This is a genomic window from Martinezella sp. CNPSo 3732, assembly GCF_057784515.1.
The window spans coordinates 18,219-36,521 of sequence record NZ_JBXSOO010000022.1 but is presented as its reverse complement, the minus strand read 5'-3'; the positions used below and the strand labels follow the sequence as shown (position 1 = coordinate 36,521).

The 18,303-nt window shown below is 59.7% G+C and carries 20 protein-coding genes; 13 read left to right on the top strand and 7 right to left on the bottom strand.

The window, feature by feature from the left end; translation table 11 throughout:
• The first annotated feature begins 2 nt into the window (after positions 1 to 2).
• From AC13RM_RS26745 to deoA, 4 genes are read left to right on the top strand one after another with little or no spacing between them, the layout of a single operon-like run.
• The gene (locus AC13RM_RS26745) at positions 3 to 395 is read left to right on the top strand and encodes a cytidine deaminase (RefSeq protein WP_285175873.1); all 393 of its coding nucleotides are present in this window, start codon (positions 3 to 5) and stop codon (positions 393 to 395) included.
• Positions 392 to 1,198 (top strand): purine-nucleoside phosphorylase, encoded by an 807-nt coding sequence (locus tag AC13RM_RS26740; RefSeq protein ID WP_440478482.1) that lies wholly within the window; start codon positions 392 to 394, stop codon positions 1,196 to 1,198. The genes AC13RM_RS26745 and AC13RM_RS26740 overlap by 4 nt, the downstream gene beginning before the upstream one ends.
• A complete protein-coding gene (gene deoC, locus AC13RM_RS26735) occupies positions 1,195 to 1,968 on the top strand; it encodes a deoxyribose-phosphate aldolase (protein WP_374823830.1) in 774 nt (257 codons plus the stop codon). Before AC13RM_RS26740 ends, deoC begins: the two co-directional genes overlap by 4 nt.
• Positions 1,969 to 1,971: 3 nt before the next feature.
• Positions 1,972 to 3,279, top strand: coding sequence for a thymidine phosphorylase (gene deoA, locus AC13RM_RS26730; protein WP_374823827.1), 1,308 nt, complete (start codon positions 1,972 to 1,974; stop codon positions 3,277 to 3,279).
• 53 nt (positions 3,280 to 3,332) lie between these two features.
• On the opposite strand, the gene AC13RM_RS26725 is transcribed toward deoA, so the two are convergent.
• From AC13RM_RS26725 to AC13RM_RS26695, 7 genes are all read right to left on the bottom strand, one after another.
• Positions 3,333 to 3,857 carry a TIGR02281 family clan AA aspartic protease gene (locus AC13RM_RS26725; protein ID WP_374823824.1) on the bottom strand — a complete coding sequence of 175 codons (525 nt, stop codon included), beginning with the start codon at positions 3,855 to 3,857 and terminating at the stop codon, positions 3,333 to 3,335.
• 126 nt (positions 3,858 to 3,983) lie between these two features.
• Positions 3,984 to 4,613 (bottom strand): uracil phosphoribosyltransferase, encoded by a 630-nt coding sequence (gene upp / locus AC13RM_RS26720; RefSeq protein WP_015338410.1) that lies wholly within the window; start codon positions 4,611 to 4,613, stop codon positions 3,984 to 3,986.
• Between the two features lie 121 nt (positions 4,614 to 4,734).
• Positions 4,735 to 5,703: an adenosine deaminase gene (locus AC13RM_RS26715; RefSeq protein ID WP_374823821.1), complete on the bottom strand. Its 969-nt coding sequence runs from the start codon at positions 5,701 to 5,703 to the stop codon at positions 4,735 to 4,737.
• A complete protein-coding gene (locus tag AC13RM_RS26710; RefSeq protein WP_285175880.1) occupies positions 5,700 to 6,920 on the bottom strand; it encodes a phosphopentomutase in 1,221 nt (406 codons plus the stop codon). Before AC13RM_RS26710 ends, AC13RM_RS26715 begins: the two co-directional genes overlap by 4 nt.
• 132 nt (positions 6,921 to 7,052) lie before the next feature.
• Positions 7,053 to 7,625 (bottom strand): TadE/TadG family type IV pilus assembly protein, encoded by a 573-nt coding sequence (locus AC13RM_RS26705; RefSeq protein WP_113230245.1) that lies wholly within the window; start codon positions 7,623 to 7,625, stop codon positions 7,053 to 7,055.
• Between the two features lie 14 nt (positions 7,626 to 7,639).
• Entirely contained in the window at positions 7,640 to 8,260 is a 621-nt protein-coding gene (locus tag AC13RM_RS26700; protein ID WP_113230211.1) for a TadE/TadG family type IV pilus assembly protein, read from the bottom strand.
• 144 nt (positions 8,261 to 8,404) lie between these two features.
• Entirely contained in the window at positions 8,405 to 8,833 is a 429-nt protein-coding gene (locus AC13RM_RS26695) for a pilus assembly protein N-terminal domain-containing protein (protein ID WP_374823817.1), read from the bottom strand.
• Between the two features lie 403 nt (positions 8,834 to 9,236).
• Here AC13RM_RS26695 and AC13RM_RS26690 point away from each other — a divergent pair, with 403 nt between their 5' ends.
• The 9 genes from AC13RM_RS26690 (at position 9,237) to AC13RM_RS26650 (ending at position 18,211) form a co-directional block, all read left to right on the top strand.
• Positions 9,237 to 9,428, top strand: coding sequence for a Flp family type IVb pilin (locus tag AC13RM_RS26690; protein WP_374823814.1), 192 nt, complete (start codon positions 9,237 to 9,239; stop codon positions 9,426 to 9,428).
• Between the two features lie 84 nt (positions 9,429 to 9,512).
• Positions 9,513 to 10,025, top strand: coding sequence for an A24 family peptidase (locus AC13RM_RS26685; protein WP_374823811.1), 513 nt, complete (start codon positions 9,513 to 9,515; stop codon positions 10,023 to 10,025).
• Between the two features lie 157 nt (positions 10,026 to 10,182).
• Positions 10,183 to 10,998 (top strand): Flp pilus assembly protein CpaB, encoded by an 816-nt coding sequence (gene cpaB, locus AC13RM_RS26680; protein ID WP_374823808.1) that lies wholly within the window; start codon positions 10,183 to 10,185, stop codon positions 10,996 to 10,998.
• 14 nt (positions 10,999 to 11,012) lie between these two features.
• Positions 11,013 to 12,545: a type II and III secretion system protein family protein gene (locus AC13RM_RS26675; protein ID WP_374823805.1), complete on the top strand. Its 1,533-nt coding sequence runs from the start codon at positions 11,013 to 11,015 to the stop codon at positions 12,543 to 12,545.
• Positions 12,546 to 12,598: 53 nt separating this feature from the next.
• Positions 12,599 to 13,330 carry a CpaD family pilus assembly protein gene (locus tag AC13RM_RS26670; protein ID WP_374823802.1) on the top strand — a complete coding sequence of 244 codons (732 nt, stop codon included), beginning with the start codon at positions 12,599 to 12,601 and terminating at the stop codon, positions 13,328 to 13,330.
• A gap of 31 nt (positions 13,331 to 13,361) precedes the next feature.
• Positions 13,362 to 14,633 carry a CpaE/TadZ family protein gene (locus AC13RM_RS26665; RefSeq protein WP_374823799.1) on the top strand — a complete coding sequence of 424 codons (1,272 nt, stop codon included), beginning with the start codon at positions 13,362 to 13,364 and terminating at the stop codon, positions 14,631 to 14,633.
• Positions 14,634 to 14,711: 78 nt separating this feature from the next.
• On the top strand, positions 14,712 to 16,196 hold the full coding sequence (locus AC13RM_RS26660; protein WP_374823796.1) for a TadA family conjugal transfer-associated ATPase: 1,485 nt from the start codon (positions 14,712 to 14,714) through the stop codon (positions 16,194 to 16,196).
• Between the two features lie 8 nt (positions 16,197 to 16,204).
• Positions 16,205 to 17,212: a type II secretion system F family protein gene (locus tag AC13RM_RS26655; protein WP_374823793.1), complete on the top strand. Its 1,008-nt coding sequence runs from the start codon at positions 16,205 to 16,207 to the stop codon at positions 17,210 to 17,212.
• Positions 17,213 to 17,233: 21 nt separating this feature from the next.
• Positions 17,234 to 18,211, top strand: coding sequence for a type II secretion system F family protein (locus AC13RM_RS26650; protein ID WP_374823790.1), 978 nt, complete (start codon positions 17,234 to 17,236; stop codon positions 18,209 to 18,211).
• The last annotated feature ends 92 nt before the right edge of the window (positions 18,212 to 18,303 follow it).

Sequence of the window (18,303 nt, the reverse complement as noted above, 5' to 3'; positions counted from 1 at the left end):
CCATGTCGCATGATCTGTTCGAGGCCGCGCGTGGCGCGATGGCCTTTGCTCATGCTCCCTATTCCAAGTTTCCGGTCGGCGCGGCGATCCGCGCCGAGGATGGCAAGATCTATACCGGCGCCAATATCGAAAACCTGTCCTTCCCGCAGGGCTGGTGCGCCGAACCGACGGCGATCGGCCAGATGATCATGGGCGGCTCCAAGAAGATCGTCGAGATTGCCGTCATCGCCGAGAAGCTGCCGCTCTGCCCGCCCTGCGGCGGCTGCCGGCAGAAGATCGCCGAATTTGCCAGCAAGGAGACGCGCATTTATCTTTGCGACGAAACCGGCGTGAAGAAGACCATGACCATGGACGAGATGCTGCCCTTCAGCTTCGAAACGGAGGTGCTCGGATGAGCGCGGCCGTCGATATCCTTACCGAGAAGCTCGGCGAATTGAAGCCGCGCTATGGCATCATCCTGGGTTCCGGCCTCGGCTCTCTGGTGGATGAGGTCAAAGAGGCCCTGCGCATTCCCTACGCCGACCTGCCCGGCTTTCCGGTCAGCGCCGTCTCCGGTCATGCCGGCACGCTGGTAGCAGGCAAGCTCGGCGATGTCCCCGTCATCATGCTCTCCGGTCGGGTGCACTACTACGAAAAGGGCGACGCCAATGCCATGCGCGCGCCGATCGAGACCCTGAAGGCACTCGGTGTCGATACGCTGATTCTGACGAACTCGGCCGGATCGCTGCGGGAAGAAATGCCGCCGGGCTCGGTGATGCAGATCACCGATCACATCAACTATTCCGGCATGAACCCGCTGATCGGCGAGGAGAGTGACAGGCGCTTCGTCGGCATGACAAGCGCCTATGATACCGACCTCATCATGCGCATGCGAAAGGCGGCGGAAAAGGCCGAGATCAAGCTGTCGCACGGTGTTTATATGTGGTTTTCAGGCCCGAGCTTCGAAACGCCGGCAGAGATCCGCATGGCGCGCATTCTCGGTGCCGATGCCGTCGGCATGTCGACGGTGCCGGAAGTCATCCTGGCGCGTCTTTTCGGTTTGAGGGTTGCCGCCGCCTCCGTCATCACTAACTATGGTGCTGGCATGACCGGCGGCGAGCTCTCGCATGAGGAGACGAAGGACATGGCCCCGGTCGGCGGTGCACGGCTTGCCGCTATCCTGAAAGAAATGATCGCGGACGAAGGAGACCCAGAATGACGGGCCATTCCCTGAGAGAAACGGCAGCCGTTGCGCTTTCCCTTCTCGACTTGACCAATCTCAAGGACGACTGCACGCCGGCTCAGATCGAGGCGCTGTGCGCCCGCGCGCAATCGCCCTATGGAAATACGGCTGCCATCTGCATCTGGCCACGTTTTGTCGCCCAGGCGCGCGCCATTCTCGGAACCGATCATGTCGTGAAGATCGCGACTGTGGTGAATTTCCCGGCTGGCGATATGGAAGTGGCGGATGTAGCAGCCGAGGCGCGCGAAGCTATTGCCGATGGTGCCGACGAGATCGATCTGGTCATTCCTTATCGCACCTTTCTGGCCGGCAATGAGCAGGCCGTCACTGACATGGTCGCCGCGGTAAAGGCCGAATGCAAAGGCCCGGTCCTTCTGAAGACCATCCTCGAAACAGGAGAGCTCAAGGATACCGCGCTGATCCGGCGCGCGTCGGAACTTGCGATCGATGCTGGCTCCGATTTCATCAAGACCTCCACCGGAAAGGTTGCCGTCAACGCGACGCTCGAGGCCGCCGACATCATGCTGCGGGCGATCCGTGCCAGCGGCCGCAAAGTCGGCTTCAAGCCTGCCGGCGGCATCGGCTCCGTCTCGGATGCGGCTCTCTACCTCAGCCTCGCCGAGACCATCATGACGCCTGATTGGGCCATGCCGTCGACCTTCCGCTTCGGTGCGTCGAGCTTGCTCGACGATATCTCGAACGTGCTGGCCGGCGGCGAGTCCAAGACGGCGTCTTTAGGCTACTGATCCATGATCCCGCAGGAAATCATCCGGCAGAAGCGTAACGGCGCCACCCTTTCGGCCGCCGATATCGATGCGTTTATCGGTGCTTTGGGGCGTGGCGAACTGGCTGAAAGCCAGATCGGCGCCTTTGCCATGGCCGTCTGGTTTCGTGGCATGACGCGCGAGGAGACGGTGGCGCTGACGCTCGCCATGGCCCGCTCCGGCGACACGCTCTCCTGGGATGGCATCGGCAGGCCGATCGCCGACAAGCATTCGACGGGTGGTGTCGGCGACAACGTTTCGCTGATGCTGGCTCCCATCGCCGCCGCCTGCGGCCTCGCCGTGCCGATGATCTCTGGCCGCGGTCTCGGCCACACCGGCGGCACGCTCGACAAGCTGGAATCCATTCCCGGTTACGGGATCACTCCGGATGCGGCCCGTTTTCGCAAGGTGGTCGAGGAGGTCGGCTGCGCCATCATCGGCCAGACCGGCGCGCTGGCTCCGGCCGACGGCAAGCTCTATGCGGTGCGCGACGTCACCGCGACGGTCGATTCGGCGCCTCTGATTACGGCGTCCATCCTCTCGAAGAAGCTGGCCGCAGGGCTGGAAACGCTGGTGCTCGACGTCAAGATCGGCAGCGGCGCCTTCATGACCTCGCAGGAAGAAGCCGAGACACTGGCGCGCTCGCTGGTGGAGGTGGCCAATGGTGGCGGGGTCAAGACCTCGGCCCTGATCACCGACATGAACCAGCCTCTGGCCGACGCGGCCGGCAATGTGGTCGAACTTCGCAACTGCCTGGATTTCCTGAAGGGCAACAAGTCGGGCACGCGGCTTGAGACGGTCGTCCTTGCCTTCGCATCCGAAATGCTCGTGCAAGCCGGCATTGCCGCCAACGCTGGCGAAGCCGAGGGCAGGGCGCGCGAGGCTTTGAGCTCCGGTAAGGCGGCAGACATCTTCGGCCGCATGGTGCATGGTCTCGGCGGCCCGGCCGATCTGCTCGAACATCCCGATCACTATCTGGCGAGCGCGCCGGTACAGAAGCTGGTTTTGGCCGTCGCCGATGGCTGGCTCGGTGCCTGCGATGCGCGAGATATCGGCATGAGCGTGATCGATCTTGGTGGCGGCCGCCGCCGCCCGCAGGACAAGATCGATCATCGCGTCGGCTTCAGCGATATCCTGCCGCTCGGCACGAGGGTGAGCAGGGGCGATCGCATCGCCACCGTGCATGCAGCGGACGAAGCAAGTGCGCAGAAGGCTGTTGGCGATTTGTCGGCTAATTATCGCATCGCGGACGCGGCGCCAGCGCTCTCGCCTGTCATCCTCGGCAGGATTTGATTTGAAAAGCTACATCCGGTCGCTTGGCGGCTTCTTGATCTGTCCTGGCCGTTCTATTGCTTCAGGAGCAGCGTGCCATTCTGCACTCCATAGGAGTTCAGCTTCTTCATGAAGCTCATGCCGATCAGCGTGGTGCTCAATGCGCTGTCCTTTGCCACTACGGCGTCGATATCGCGAACCCGGATCGTGCCGATCTCCAGACGGTCGAGTTTGATGTAGGCGACCTTGGAAGCGCCATTCGCGGTCTGGACCGTGTAGCGATAGTCGAGATCGACGCCGCTGAAGCCGAGGCTGCGCGCGGTGCTCTCGTTCATTGCCACATAGGTCGCGCCGGTATCGATCATTCCGTGCACGGACCGGCCGTTGATCGTGAAATCACCCTCATAATGGCCGCCCGAATCGGCGTGTAGCTGAACGCTGCCGTAGGAGACGGGTGCCTCGCTCTTCGGTGGGGTTAGGGAAACGGCTTCGACAGGCGCCGGCTTTGCGGCGTGCTCGTTATAGCTATCCACCAGCATCGGCACCTGGGTTGCCGCAACGGCAATGATACCGGCAATGACAAGAACGCGAACGAACATCGGCAAGGCCCCTCCAGCAGGCCATGCCATCTATAAATGAGCTTTCCTGAAATGCCGCTAATGCGATCAATAAAAAGCCCGGCAGTTGCGTAACTGCCGGGCTCGATAAAAAGTATAATGGCGGATTTACTTGGTGCCGTACATACGGTCGCCGGCATCGCCGAGACCGGGCACGATATAGCCCTTCTCGTTCAGGTGGCTGTCGATGGCGGCCGTGAACACCGGAACGTCCGGATGCGCCTTGCGGAAATTGGCGATACCTTCGGGAGCCGCCAGCAGGCATAGGAAGCGAATATTGTGGGCGCCGCGCTCCTTCAGCTTTTCGATCGCGGCGATCGAGGAATTGCCGGTTGCCAGCATCGGATCGACGACGATGATCAGGCGCTCGGAGATATCCTCCGGCGCCTTGAAGTAATATTCGACCGGCTGCAGCGTTTCGTGATCGCGATAGACGCCGATATGCGAGACGCGCGCTGAGGGCACGAGATCGAGCATGCCTTCGAGCAAGCCGTTGCCGGCACGCAGGATCGAGGCGAAGACCAGCTTCTTGCCCTCGAGGATCGGCGCATCCATCGGCTGCAGCGGCGTCTCGATGGTCTCGATCGTCAGTTCGAGGTCGCGCGTCACTTCGTAACAGAGCAGCGTCGAAATCTCGCGCAGCAGCCGGCGGAAGCTTCCCGTCGACGTGTCTTTCTTGCGCATGATGGTAAGCTTGTGCTGCACAAGCGGGTGATCGATGACAGTGACGCCGTCCATGGTCTCAGCCTTCCAGTAATTCCGTGATATGAGATGTTTCTTTCACGGAAATCGCCTCTGGTGCAAGAAAATAGGCCACTTCTGGAGATTTCATCCCCAATCTGCGGCCTAAGCCACGCTTTTAGAGCTTCGCGAGCAATGCCGCCCGTGTTGCCTCGTCCACGAAGGCCGCTTCGATCGCCGTGCGTGTCATCGCATCGATTTCGTCGTCGCTGAAGCCGAAGGCTGACGAGGCCAGCTCGTATTCTCGCTCCAGCGATGTGTGGAAGAAGGGCGGGTCGTCGGAGCTGATCGTCACCTTCACGCCGGCGTCGCGCAGTGTGCGCAGCGGATGCGACTGGAAATCCGGAAAGACCTTGAGCGCGATGTTGGAACCGGGGCAGACTTCCAGCACGGTGCCGAGATCGGCAAGGCGCTTGACGAGATTCATATCCTCGATAGCGCGCACGCCATGGCCGATACGCTGCGGGCGCACCAGAGCTACGGCATCGGCGACGGAAAAGGCGCCGCAGACTTCGCCGGCATGGATGGTAATGCCGAGACCGGCCTCACGGGCGATGTCGAAGGCGCGGACGTAATCGGCGACGCGGCCCATGCGCTCCTCGCCGGCCATGTTGAAGCCTGTTATCAGCGGATTGTCGCTCCTGGCGGCATATTCCGCTGCCTTCACCACGCGCTTCGGCCCGAAGTGCCGTTCGCCTGTCACGATCAGCCGTGCCTCGATGCCCGTTTTTGCCTTCGCGGCGCGGATACCGGCCGAAACGCCGGCCATGTAGGCGTCAGCGCCGAGGCCGATGCGGTCGCCATGGTCGGGCGAGACGATGAGTTCGCTATAGATCGTGCCGATGCCGGCAAGCTCTTCCAGATAGGTTTCCGTCAGAAGCGCATAGTCTTCCTCGGTGCGGTAGACCTCGGAAACCTTGTCGTAGCAGACGAGGAATTCGGCAAAATCCTTCCAGAGGTAAATGCCGTCCTTGAGGAAGGCGCTTGTGTCGACTCCGTATTTCTCCGCTTGCGCGAGCGTCAATGCCGGTGGAGCCGCGCCCTCCAGATGACAGTGCAGCTCCACTTTCTTCAAATGCGATGTCAAAGGAAGCTCCTCCCGTGCGGCCCTGCCGCAATTCCCAGATGTTTCGCAACCGTCTCGCCGATATCGGCATAGGTCTGGCGGACGCCGATGGAGCGCGAGCGGATGCCCGGCCCGTAAGCCATGACGGGCACGCGTTCGCGCGTATGATCGGTGCCGCGCCAGGTCGGGTCGCAGCCATGATCGGCCGTCAGAATGACGAGATCGCCCGCCTTCAGCTTCTCGTGCACTTCAGGCAGGCGCGCGTCGAAAGCCTCGAGTGCCGCTGCATAGCCCGGCACGTCGCGACGGTGGCCGTAGACCATGTCGAAATCGACGAAATTGGTGAAGACCAGATCGCCATCCTCGGCTTCGTCTATGGTCTTCAGCGTCGCATCCATCAGCGCCATGTTGCCATTGGCCTTGATGACCTTGGAGACGCCCTGATGGGCAAAGATATCGCCGATCTTGCCGACGGCATGCACCGTGCGTTCGGCCTTGACCAGACGGTCGAGCAGCGTCGGTTCGGGCGGCAATACGGAAAAGTCGCGGCGGTTGCCGGTTCGCTCGAATGTCGCCATGGTCTCGCCGATGAAGGGGCGGGCGATCACGCGGCCGATATTGTAGGGGTCGAGCAGCGTGCGCACGATCTTGCAGAGACCGATCAGCCTATCGAGCCCGAAATGCTGTTCGTGTGCTGCAATCTGGAAGACGGAGTCGGACGATGTATAGCAGATCGGCTTGCCGCTGCGAATGTGCTCTTCGCCGAGCTTTGCGATGATATCAGTGCCGGAGGCGTGGCAATTGCCGAGAACCCCTGGCAGATCGGCCGCTTCGCAGATGGCTTTCACCAGCTCCGGCGGAAAGGCATCGCCTTCCGCCGGAAAGTAACCCCAGTCGAACATGACGGGCGTGCCGGCAATCTCCCAATGACCCGATGGCGTATCCTTGCCACGGGAGGTTTCGCTCGCGCAGCCATAAAGGCCGTAGAGTTTTTCCGGCAGAGGCATGCCGGCAGGATAATTGCCCGTTGCCGCTTTGGCGATCTCCAGCAGGCCGAGGCCGGACATGATCGGCAATGTCAACGGACCTTGACGCAGGCCTTCGCGGTCGGCAGCGCCTGCAGCGCAGAACTCGGCGATATGGCCAAACGTATCGGCGCCCTCGTCACCATAGCTTGCCGCATCCGGGCCGCCGCCGACACCGAAAGAATCCAGAACGAAGAGAAAGGCGCGCGCCATAGATCACCCGATAGAATGCCGTCACCCGGCAGGTCTTCCGGGTTATTGGACGTCACCCATATAACGGAGGCATCGACTTGGCAATTTTCCGTTTGGAATGGCCCGCCGGGACTCCGTTTCGATGAGAAGCGCTCAGCAATCGCTACAGCTGATCGAATTCCCGACGCGTTGCCGATAATAATATTGCCGACTGATGGTGATCTGGTTTGTTCCGCTTGGCAGGAAATTGGCACCGAAGCTGAGGAGCTGATAGGGCAGGGCAAGCTCGCTACGGACGAGGAATGTGCTCGCCTGGTTCATGTTGGCCGGCACCGTGACGGTGGAGCCTGGTGTATATGGTCTGGTTCCGTCCTGCGCCCAGGACCAGGCGACGGTCGCCTTGCCGGTCGTGTCGATGGCAATGCCGGTGACCTTCAGCGTCAGGCCGGTCGTGCTATAGGGTGCGAAGATCGCGCCGGCAACGGAGGGCATGCCCGCAAGCACGGACTTGGTGACTGACGTCTGCTGCGAGATGATGTCCGCAATCGAACCTGCAGAACGGCTGGCGCGTTTCGAGGCATTGAGGCCGACGGTAAGCTCGAAGGCACCGAGATAGAGCATCAGCAATACGGGAAAAAGAATGGCGAATTCGATCGCGCCGACGCCGTCTTTATCGCGAACGAAGCGTCTCAGGATGCCAAAGGGCGTACTTTCTTTCCCGATCATGCTCTTGAGGCCGCTCACGGATAATTCTCGTTCTGAAAGGCCGCGGTTGCGACGATGAGATAGACTGACGCCGAGCCGTCGGTTGGATGCACGTTGGTAAGATAGGGGCGCAGCAGATCCGTTATGATCTTCCAGCGATAATAGGCGCGTACCATGTTCAGCGACTTGGCGCCGCCGGGCGTAAAAGTGAATCCGGTGGTGCTGAGATCGGAATAAGGATCTGTCGACGACGTACGGGGGATCGTCGTCGGCATGGACGCAAAACTCGAATAGCTCTCTACGTCGAGATAAAGGTTCGCCGGCGTCTGTACTTCGGTAGAGGAGCAGGTAATGAGCACGGCAATCTCTTTGCAGAATGCCTGTCGGAATTGCTGCGAAGTCGTGTTGGCTGCCGTGATCTGTCCGGTCCGGATCTGGCGCGACAGAGTATCGACGGCGTTTGAGACGACCTGCTCCGCGGTAAAGGCGACGAAGGTTTCGATGATCGCAAAGACGATCAGAAAATAGGGGATGGCAAGCAAGGCAAATTCGATCGCTGCTGTCCCGTCCCGAGAACGCACGAATTCACGCAAGCTGCTTTGGGCACTGCGGCGTGCGCGGCCCGTATTGGCGTGAAGGGTATTATCTGGCGTCATGGGAAGTCCGCGGCGATTTACACGCGGATGACACTAGAATTGCTTTCTTGATAAACCGTTTCTCTTCTCTCTTCATATTTAGAGGAAACTGGTATTATCATTTGCTCCTAATTTACTTTAGAATATTTGCGTTATCGAATGTTGTTATTGTCCGGCAGCAGTCGTTGGGGCCGTCGTCGTATTGTTCTGTTGGGCATGCTGTTCGCAATTGGGCGTGCACGACAGCACCGCGCGGTCCGTCTGGCGGAACACACGGACTGTGTTGCCTTCGTCGATCGACACCAGAATCTGCTCGTCCACGATGGCATTGCCGTCGGTATCGAGCAGAATGATGTTTGTCGTGCCGAAGCTGCGGCCGGTCAGCACGATGGTTTTCGGATCGGCGACTGTCGCGTCTGCGACTTGCGAATTGCCGACGATGACCTTGCTGACGGGGCGGTCCAGCTTCAACACGCGCGCGTGATCCATATAGACGCGCAGCATGCTTTCTCCGGCAGCGTGTGAAAGCTGTGGCATCATGCCGGCCGTGGCGACAATGCCGGCAAGGAATGCTGTTCTGCCGCCGATTGGCATGGTTTGGCCTCTTGGAAAGCGATAGTGGAAAGAATTTCTGGATAGAATGAGAAAGAATGGTGAATGAACGATTAAGGTCGTCTTCCGTCATGCGATTATGGTGCATATGTCCCAAGCAGACCTTCATCGCCACCTGATTGCGCAGATCATGTATTGTTTTGAGCCAAATCGTATATCGCGCTAATATTCATGCATCTAATAATTTCTATTACGCTAAAGATTTTCTTTAAAAACGTACGGAATAACATAGATCTCACATTAACTATTCTATTTTCGCCTCTGTATTTACAGCGCATTAACCTAATTCTTTAAAGCGATAGAAACGGCGGGAAGCTACCGTGCAACTCATCCGATCAACGGCAACAGTTGGCGGACGTGCTGTCAACAAAGTGGAGTTAAACTTATGTCCAAGCTTTTTTCGCGTTTCCTGAAGGATGAATCCGGCGCGACCGCAATCGAATACGGCCTGATCGCCGCCCTGATCTCGGTTGCCATCATCACCGGCGCTACGACGCTGGGTGGCACGCTCAGCTCGACTTTTTCGAATATTGCTAAGCAGATGAACACTTCTGGCGCCGGCGTCGGTACCAAGTAAGTCTTTGTTGGTAAATAGTGATATTTTGGGAGGCCGCTCAGTAAAAATGAGCGGTTTCCGTCGTAAATCTCAAAGAGATCAGGCATGCTGGAAATTGCCGCGTTACTCATATTTCCGCTCTGTATGTCGATCGCAGCGATCTCCGATCTGCAGACCATGACGATACCAAATCACGTATCCTTAGCGCTTACGGTGGCATTCTTGGTCTTGGCATCCTTCTTCGGATTGTCATTTACGGAAATCGGAATACATTTCGCCGGTGCGGGTCTTGTCTTTCTTGCATGCTTTGCGTTGTTTGCGCTGAATGTCATGGGCGGCGGTGATGCAAAGCTTTTGGCCGCTGCTACGCTTTGGTTCGGCTTCGATTCATCCCTGATCGAATTCCTCGTCTATGTCGCGTTCATCGGCGGCGTGCTGACAATTCTGATTGTTCTGGTGCGCTCCCAGGCCGACACGATACTGGCCATTGGTCTTCCGCTGCCGAATTCGCTGGTGATCGCCAAGAAAATTCCCTACGGAGTTGCCATTGCCATCGGTGGCATCATAGCCTTTCCGTCTTCACCGCTCCTGATTGCGGCCACGCGCAGCATGTCTTGAGCCCGCGAGTAAAAACCGAACTCGCACATATATATTTTCTAATATACACCAAGTAATCATGGTTAAGTAACAATAAATGTAACTTACCATTAACCATAATTACACCAATTGCCGGTCATTCTGTGGGGCGAAGAATCCTGTTCCTCAAGGAATGACCATGAAACCCGCTCGCATAATGATACTCGCAGTGGCAGCCGTCGCGGCCGGGATGGCCGGTCTGCTCGCGATGCGTCTGGCTGGTTCGCGCAATATCGTTCCTCAGCAGATTGCGGCGGTCGTGGAAAAGGAGGCGACGGTCAACGTCCTCGTTGCCGGTGCCAATCTGCCCGTCGGCGCGCGTCTGAACGAGCAGTCGATCCATTGGATGCCTTGGCCGGAAAGCGGCATCGTCAAAGGCCTCATCACCGAACGGGAGCGCCCAGATGCTCTGAAGGATCTGACCGGTGCCGTTGTTCGCCTGCCGATATTCGAGGGCGAGCCGATCCGCGAGGAGAAGGTCGCCGATTCCAGCAGCCGCATCCTCTCTTCATTGCTGCCGGCAGGCAAGCGGGCCGTCGCCACGGAGATTTCCGTCGCCACCGGCGCAGGCGGCTTCATCCTTCCGAATGACCGCGTCGATGTCATCATGGTGCGCAAGGGTTCGCAGCAGCAGCTCGTCACCGAAACCGTGCTCAGCAACGTGCGCGTCCTGGCAGTCGATCAGCAGATCGAGGAAAAGCAGGACGGAAGCAAGGCGGTCGTTGGAGCAACTGCGACGCTGGAGCTGACGCCGGACCAGACGAAGGTCCTGGCGGTCGCTCATCAGATGGCCGATCGCCTGACGCTGGCACTGCGCTCCGTTGCCGACGCGCAGCAGCCCGATACGACGGCCGCCGATTATCTGCTGGCCGGGGACAATGGCGGCAGCATGATACAAGTCATCAAATCTGGAGCGATCGTAACCGACGGCCCCAGCGGGCCGAAACCGCAATGAGAAGGGGCGAGACCATGTTAAAGACAAGCAAGAAAGCCAGCTTCCCCCTTGCCGTAAGCCTCTCCTTCTCGGTTGCCTTTGCCGGCCTGCCCTTGGCAGATGTTCCGGCCTTTCTGCGCACGGCCACCGCTTTTGCGGGCGGCTCGGACAGCATCGTCACGATTGCCGGCCTCGGCACGAAGCGCACTTTGAAGCTCGGTCTCAACAAGGCGCTTGTCGTCGATCTGCCGGCCGATGCCCACGACATCCTTGTCTCCGATCCGAAGATGGCGGATGCGGTGACCCGCACCTCTCGCCGCATCTATCTGTTCGGCAAGACGGTCGGCCAGACTAACATTTTCATCTTCGGTGCAGACGGCAAGGAGATCGTCAGCCTCGATCTCCAGATCGAGCGCGACATTGCTGGCCTGCAGGATAATATCAAGCGTTTCATCCCGGACTCCGACATCAACGTCGAGATCATCTCCGACAACATCGTCCTGACAGGCATGGTGCGCACGCCGCAGGATTCGATCCGCGCACAGCAGCTCGCCCAGGCCTTCCTCAAGGGCGGCGAAGCGACGACACGAAACCAGACTGCCTCCGGCAGCGGCGACAACAACGCGGTCGCCATTTTCGCCGAAGGGCGGCAGACCTCGCAGATCGTCAATATGCTGCAGATCGAAGGCGAGGATCAGGTGACGCTCAAGGTCACCGTCGCCGAAATCAAGCGCAGCGTCCTGAAGCAGATCGGTTTCGACAATCTGGTCAGCAATTCCTCCGGCCTGGGCGTCGCTCAACTCGGCAATATCGGAAACAGCGGAACCACGAATTTCCTTGGAGTAAACGGCGATCCCACAAACGCTACCGGCGCGGGTGGTCTCTCGACACTCTTCAAATATGCGCTCGGCAAATACAATATCAGCACCTATCTGAATGCTCTCGAACAGGCCGGTGCCGTGCGCACCCTGGCGGAGCCGACATTGACCGCCATTTCAGGACAGGCTGCAACCTTCAATTCCGGTGGCCAGACGCTCTACTCCACCACCGACAAGGACGGCAACACGACGATCACGCCCTATACATACGGCATCACGCTGGCCTTCACGCCTGTGGTCTTGGCCGGCGGCCGTATCAGCCTGCATGTGCAGACTCAGGTCTCGGAACCGGTCGCATCGTCATCCACCCCGACCTACAACCAGCGCGCCGCCAATACTTCGGTCGAGCTGCCATCCGGGGGATCGATCGCTCTTGCCGGCTTGCTGAGCGACAACGTGCAGCAGACGACCTCGGGAACGCCTGGCGCATCGAAGATCCCGATCCTTGGCGCCCTGTTCCGTCAGAAGAGCTTCCAGCGGGATGAGAGCGAGCTTGTGATTATCGCGACGCCCTATCTCGTGCGCCCCGTAGCGCGCGACAAGCTTGCCCGTCCCGACGACAATTTTTCCCCGACGAACGATGCCGGTGTCTTCTTCATGAACCGTGTCAACAAGATCTACGGCCGTAAGGATGGTCCGCCGGTCGCCGATGCCGATTTCCACGGCACAGTCGGCTTCATCTACAAGTGAGGAGCGGGACCATGACGCCAGCCTTTTCAACGAGGTCAACGAGAGAGCAAGAGATGGCCAGCCTCGAACGCAATACACCCCGCGGTGCCCGGCCTCGTTTCTCAAGATCGATGCTGATCCTCCCCACATTGGCGCTGATATCGGCTGTCAGCAGCTGCGCGGGCTCCCCGGATGGCATGACGACGAGCGCCATCAGGGATGACTATCGCCAACGGCATCCCATCGTGCTTACCGAAAAAGAGCATAGCGTCGATATACCGGTCGCGGCCAGTGACCGGCATCTGACAACAGGTATGCGCGATACGGTTCGGGGTTTCGTGCAGGATTATCGCGCGCATGCAAGCGGCACGGTGGAAATCCTCTCGCCGCGGCAATCGCCAAATGCCTTCGCCGCATCGGCGCTCAACTCGCAGATCCGTCGGGAGTTGGTCACGAACGGCATTCCGTCGGCGCGAATCGTCAATAGCTATTACCCGGCCGGCGGCCCGGGCGATGCTGCGCCGATCCGCCTGCGCTTTACGGCAACGACGGCGGCCACCAACGCCTGCGGCCAGTGGCCGGACGACCTTTCCGACAACGCATTCGACAATCAGAACTATTATAATTTCGGCTGTGCGACCCAGCACAATCTGGCAGCGCAGGTCGCAAATCCGACCGATCTGATTTCGCCGCGCGCGATGACGCCGATCGATGCCGATCAGCGCAGCAAGGTCATCAGCGGTTATCGCAGCGGCTCAACCCCGACCAGCACGGCGACGGTCGGCGGCTTCGGCAGCGGAAATTGAACGCAAGAGGCCGGCGGAACAGGATGAAATCATGAACGCCATCGAATACGATATCGGCCCGACTCCCGCAGAAGCGGAGGAGGTCTCGCGCTCGGGCAATCTCGACAATCTGCGGCCGCTGCCGCGCATTTCCATACATGCCTTCTGCGAAAGCGAGCAGCTGCAGCAGGTGATGGATCAGTGCGCCAATGATCGGCGCATGTCCAAGGTCAGCCTGCGGATCACCAGCGGCGGTGTGGCCGCTGCGGCGAACATGTTCGCCTCGGCGCCGACGCCTAATCTGATCATTCTGGAGACACGCGCCAATCCCCGCGGCCTCCTGGCGGAACTCGAGCCGCTCGCCGCAGTCTGCGATCCGAGCACCAAGGTCATCATCGTCGGCTATCACAACGACATCGGTCTTTACCGCGAACTCATCCGCAACGGCATCTCGGAATATATCGTACAGCCGACCGATATGATCGATCTGATGACGGCGATGGCTTCGATCTTCATCGATCCCGATGCCGAGCCGCTGGGCCGCAGCATTGCTTTCATTGGCGCCAAGGGTGGAGTGGGTGCATCCACCATCGCCCATAATTGCGCCTTCGGAATCTCCAGCCTTTTCTCGACCGAAACCATTCTTGCCGATCTCGATCTGCCCTATGGCACCGCCAATATCGATTTCGACCAGGACCCTGCCCAGGGGATAGCCGAGGCCGTCTATGCGCCGGAACGCCTCGACGAAGTCTTTCTCGATCGGCTGCTGACCAAATGTTCGCAGCATCTGTCGCTGCTAGCAGCGCCCTCGATGCTGGATCGTGCCTATGATTTCGAAGGGCAGGCATTCCTGCCGGTGCTCGACGTTCTCCAGCGCAGCGCGCCGGTGGCGGTTCTCGACGTGCCGCATGTGTGGACGGAGTGGACGCGCTCGGTGCTGAGCGCGGTAGACGAGGTCGTCATCTGTGCCGCGCCCGATCTCGCCAATCTGCGCAACGCCAAGAATCTGATCGATGCTCTGCGCAAGCTGCGGCCCAACGATAAGGCACCGCACCTCATTCTCAATCAGGTCGGCATGCCGAAGCGCCCGGAGATCAATCCTTCGGAATTCTGCGCGCCGCTGGAGACGGACCCGATCGCCATCATACCTTTTGATATCAACCTGTTCGGTAATGCCGCCAACAGTGGACAGATGATCTCCGAGACTGATCCGAAGTCGCCGATCGCGGAAACTTTCTCGCAGATATCGCACATCGTCACCGGGCGTGTCGCTTTGAAGAAGGCAAGGAAGGGCGGTTTGCTTGGCCTTTTGAAGCGGAAGTAACCCTATGATTTCGCGTGGCCTTCTGAAAGCTGATCTTTCGTGAAAGCCATGCAGCAGCAGTAGAATTGGATCGAAGACATGTTTGGCAAGCGCGGAAGTGAAGGTCCTGCAAAGAGCGGCGGCGCGATGCCTCCGCCGGTACCGGCGCGTGCACCCGCTCCCGCAGGCGGGCCACCGGCGCCGGCCGTGCTGATAGAGCCGTCACGTGATGCCGCGCAGCCGCGTCAGCAGGTCGCTCCGCCGCCGATGCAGACGCCCAGCCGGCGTCGCACAGCGCGTACCGAAGAATATTACGATACGAAATCGCAGGTCTTCTCCGCGCTCATCGATACGATCGACCTGTCGCAGCTCTCCAAGCTCGGCAACGAGGCCGCGCGCGAGGAAATCCGCGATATCGTCAACGATATCATCACGATCAAGAATTTCGCGATGTCGATTTCCGAGCAGGAGGAGCTGCTCGAGGATATCTGCAACGACGTGCTGGGCTATGGCCCGCTGGAGCCACTGCTCGCTCGCGATGACATTGCCGACATCATGGTCAACGGTGCCGGCCAGACCTTCATCGAAGTCGGCGGCAAGACCGTCGAATCCGAAATCCGCTTCCGAGACAATTCGCAGCTTCTATCCATTTGCCAGCGCATCGTCAGCCAGGTCGGCCGCCGTGTCGATGAATCCAGCCCCATCTGCGATGCGCGCCTTCCCGACGGTTCGCGCGTCAACGTCATCGCACCGCCGCTGGCGATCGACGGGCCGGCGCTGACCATTCGTAAGTTCAAGAAGGACAAGCTCACTCTCGATCAGCTCGTCCGCTTCGGTGCCATTACGCCGGAGGGCGCGACGCTTTTGCAGATCATCGGCCGCGTGCGCTGCAACGTCGTCATCTCAGGCGGTACCGGCTCGGGCAAGACGACGCTTCTGAACTGCCTCACCAACTATATCGACCGCGACGAACGCGTCATCACCTGCGAAGACACCGCCGAACTGCAATTGCAGCAGCCGCATGTGGTGCGCCTCGAAACCCGCCCGCCGAACATCGAAGGCGAGGGCGAGATCACCATGCGCGATCTCGTCAAGAACTGCCTGCGTATGCGCCCCGAACGCATCATCGTCGGCGAAGTGCGCGGACCCGAGGTCTTCGATTTGCTGCAGGCGATGAACACAGGCCACGACGGCTCCATGGGCACGATCCACGCCAATACGCCGCGCGAATGCCTGAGCCGCATGGAATCGATGATCGCCATGGGCGGTTTCAGCCTGCCGGCCAAGACCGTGCGTGAGATCATTTCCAGCTCCGTCGACGTCGTCATCCAGGCCGCCCGCCTGCGTGATGGTTCGCGCCGCATCACCCAGATCACCGAGGTGATCGGCATGGAAGGCGATGTGATCATTACCCAGGATCTGATGCGCTACGAGATCGAGGGCGAAGATGCGAACGGCCGGATCATCGGACGGCACGTCTCCACCGGCATCGGCAAGCCGCATTTCTGGGATCGTGCTCGCTACTATAACGAGGAGCGGCGTCTGGCAGCCGCCCTCGATGAGATGGAACAGAAGGCGCAATAGGGTTCGCGATGTTTGGTATCGATCCGATAGTGCTGCTGATTGTCCTGCTGACGGCGGTCTCCGCCGCCGCGGTCTGTTACGGCATTCTCTATTCACGGATCGAGACACAGAAAAAGGCCGATAGCCGGGTCAACCGGGTCAAACAGGCCGAGACCGATCGCGCCAAGGTCAAGGCTGCACGCGATCGCGTTCAGGAAATGTCCAAGCGGCGCAAGTCGGTGCAGGATACACTCAAGGATCTGGAGCGGCGACAGAGCGAAAACACGAAGAAGAAGCAGTCGCTGAAGGCACGTCTGGCGCAGGCCGGGCTGTCGTTGACGCCATCGCGCTTCTATGTTTTTAGCGTGCTGTTCGGCCTGTTCGCGGTGCTGATCTTTTTCATTGTCGGCGCTCCGCCCCTGGTTATCCTGGGGCTGTTCTTTGCCGTCGCTTTCGGGCTGCCGCGCTGGATTCTCGGCTTCCTCATCAAGCGCCGGCAAAACAAGTTTCTCGAAGAATTTCCGAACGCACTCGATGTCATCACGCGCTCGCTTCGCTCGGGCCTGCCGCTCAACGACGCGGTGCGGCTGGTGGCCGGCGAAGCGCGTGAGCCTGTCAAGACGGAGTTTCGGCGGGTGGTCGAAGCGCAGCAGGTCGGTCTCAGCATGTCGGACGCCTGCGCGCGCATCACAAACCACATGCCGCTGCAGGAAGTAAATTTCTTCTCGATCGTCATTGCCATTCAGGCTCAGGCGGGCGGCAACCTGTCGGAGGCGCTGGGCAACCTCTCGAAGGTGCTGCGCGAACGCAAGAAAATGAAGGCAAAGGTCAAGGCATTGTCGATGGAGGCGAAGGCATCCGCCGTCATCATCGGCGCTCTGCCCTTCATCGTGATGCTGCTCGTCTATCTGACGTCGCCGCAATATATGATGATCCTGTTCACCGATCCGCGCGGCCACCTGATCTTGATTGGGGCCGGCATCTGGATGTCGTTCGGCATCTTCATCATGCGCAACATGGTCAATTTCGAGATCTGAGCGGAAGGAGCCGCGTAGCCCATGTCCGATCTGGCTGCCAATTTGACCGATCCCGGCACCCTTCTTGCCATTGTGGTTGCCATTGCCGTCTTCGCGACCTTCTACACCATCGCCATACCGCTGCTGGAGCGTGGTGATCTCAGCAAGCGTATGAAGGCCGTGTCGACAGAGCGCGAGCAGATCCGCGCCCGTGAACGTGCGCGGCTGAGTGCGGAGGGCGGCAAGGCGTCGCTACGCAGCCACAACAATCGAAATGTCAGGCAGATCGTCGAACGGTTCAACCTGCGCAATGCACTTGTCGACGCCAATACCGTCAACCGCTTGCGGTCCGCCGGCCTGCGCTCGGAAAATGCGCTCAACATGTTCCTGGTGGCGCGATTCCTGCTGCCCTTCCTGTTTCTGGCGGTTGCGATCGTCGTCGTCTTCGTTCTCGGCTGGTTTGCCGCAAAGCCCCTGCCGATCCGGCTGCTTGGTGTCATCGGTTTCGCTTATCTGGGCTTCTACGCGCCGAACATTTATATCTCCAATCTGGTGACCAAGCGCCAGAAATCGATCAAGCGTGCCTGGCCGGATGCTCTCGACCTGATGCTGATCTGCGTGGAGTCGGGCATTTCAATCGAAGCCGGCATGCATCGCGTGTCCGAGGAAATGGCAGAGCAGTCCCCGGCGCTCGCCGAGGAAATGGTGCTGACCACGGCCGAGCTTTCCTTCCTGCAGGATCGCCGCACCGCCTTTGACAATCTCGCCGCCCGCACGCAGATCGAACTCGTCAAATCGGTGACGCAGGCGCTCATCCAGGCCGAACGCTATGGCACGCCGCTCTCGCAGGCTTTGCGCGTTATGGCGCAGGAAGGCCGCGACGAGCGCATGAACGAGGCGGAAAAGAAAGCGGCCGCGCTGCCGCCAAAGCTTACCGTGCCGATGATCGTCTTCTTCCTGCCGGTCCTGATGGCGGTCATTCTCGGCCCGGCGATCATTCAGGCAATGGACAAATTCTGAGCCGCCGACTTGCTCGCGGCAAGCGGGCATGATTATCTTCCATGCAATGTCGCCGATGGGCGTCAGGCGCATCGTTCCGCAAAGGCGCCTGG

Excerpts from the sequence above, each read along its gene's own strand:
- AC13RM_RS26745 (WP_285175873.1), top strand. The coding sequence starts at position 3 with ATGTCGCATGATCTGTTCGAGGCCGCGCGTGGCGCGATGGCCTTTGCT.
- AC13RM_RS26740 (WP_440478482.1), top strand. The coding sequence starts at position 392 with ATGAGCGCGGCCGTCGATATCCTTACCGAGAAGCTCGGCGAATTGAAG.
- deoC (WP_374823830.1), top strand. The coding sequence starts at position 1,195 with ATGACGGGCCATTCCCTGAGAGAAACGGCAGCCGTTGCGCTTTCCCTT.
- deoA (WP_374823827.1), top strand. The coding sequence starts at position 1,972 with ATGATCCCGCAGGAAATCATCCGGCAGAAGCGTAACGGCGCCACCCTT.
- AC13RM_RS26725 (WP_374823824.1), bottom strand. The coding sequence starts at position 3,857 with ATGTTCGTTCGCGTTCTTGTCATTGCCGGTATCATTGCCGTTGCGGCA.
- upp (WP_015338410.1), bottom strand. The coding sequence starts at position 4,613 with ATGGACGGCGTCACTGTCATCGATCACCCGCTTGTGCAGCACAAGCTT.
- AC13RM_RS26710 (WP_285175880.1), bottom strand. The coding sequence starts at position 6,920 with ATGGCGCGCGCCTTTCTCTTCGTTCTGGATTCTTTCGGTGTCGGCGGC.
- AC13RM_RS26705 (WP_113230245.1), bottom strand. The coding sequence starts at position 7,625 with ATGATCGGGAAAGAAAGTACGCCCTTTGGCATCCTGAGACGCTTCGTT.
- AC13RM_RS26700 (WP_113230211.1), bottom strand. The coding sequence starts at position 8,260 with ATGACGCCAGATAATACCCTTCACGCCAATACGGGCCGCGCACGCCGC.
- AC13RM_RS26695 (WP_374823817.1), bottom strand. The coding sequence starts at position 8,833 with ATGCCAATCGGCGGCAGAACAGCATTCCTTGCCGGCATTGTCGCCACG.
- AC13RM_RS26690 (WP_374823814.1), top strand. The coding sequence starts at position 9,237 with ATGTCCAAGCTTTTTTCGCGTTTCCTGAAGGATGAATCCGGCGCGACC.
- AC13RM_RS26685 (WP_374823811.1), top strand. The coding sequence starts at position 9,513 with ATGCTGGAAATTGCCGCGTTACTCATATTTCCGCTCTGTATGTCGATC.
- cpaB (WP_374823808.1), top strand. The coding sequence starts at position 10,183 with ATGAAACCCGCTCGCATAATGATACTCGCAGTGGCAGCCGTCGCGGCC.
- AC13RM_RS26675 (WP_374823805.1), top strand. The coding sequence starts at position 11,013 with ATGTTAAAGACAAGCAAGAAAGCCAGCTTCCCCCTTGCCGTAAGCCTC.
- AC13RM_RS26670 (WP_374823802.1), top strand. The coding sequence starts at position 12,599 with ATGGCCAGCCTCGAACGCAATACACCCCGCGGTGCCCGGCCTCGTTTC.
- AC13RM_RS26665 (WP_374823799.1), top strand. The coding sequence starts at position 13,362 with ATGAACGCCATCGAATACGATATCGGCCCGACTCCCGCAGAAGCGGAG.
- AC13RM_RS26660 (WP_374823796.1), top strand. The coding sequence starts at position 14,712 with ATGTTTGGCAAGCGCGGAAGTGAAGGTCCTGCAAAGAGCGGCGGCGCG.
- AC13RM_RS26655 (WP_374823793.1), top strand. The coding sequence starts at position 16,205 with ATGTTTGGTATCGATCCGATAGTGCTGCTGATTGTCCTGCTGACGGCG.
- AC13RM_RS26650 (WP_374823790.1), top strand. The coding sequence starts at position 17,234 with ATGTCCGATCTGGCTGCCAATTTGACCGATCCCGGCACCCTTCTTGCC.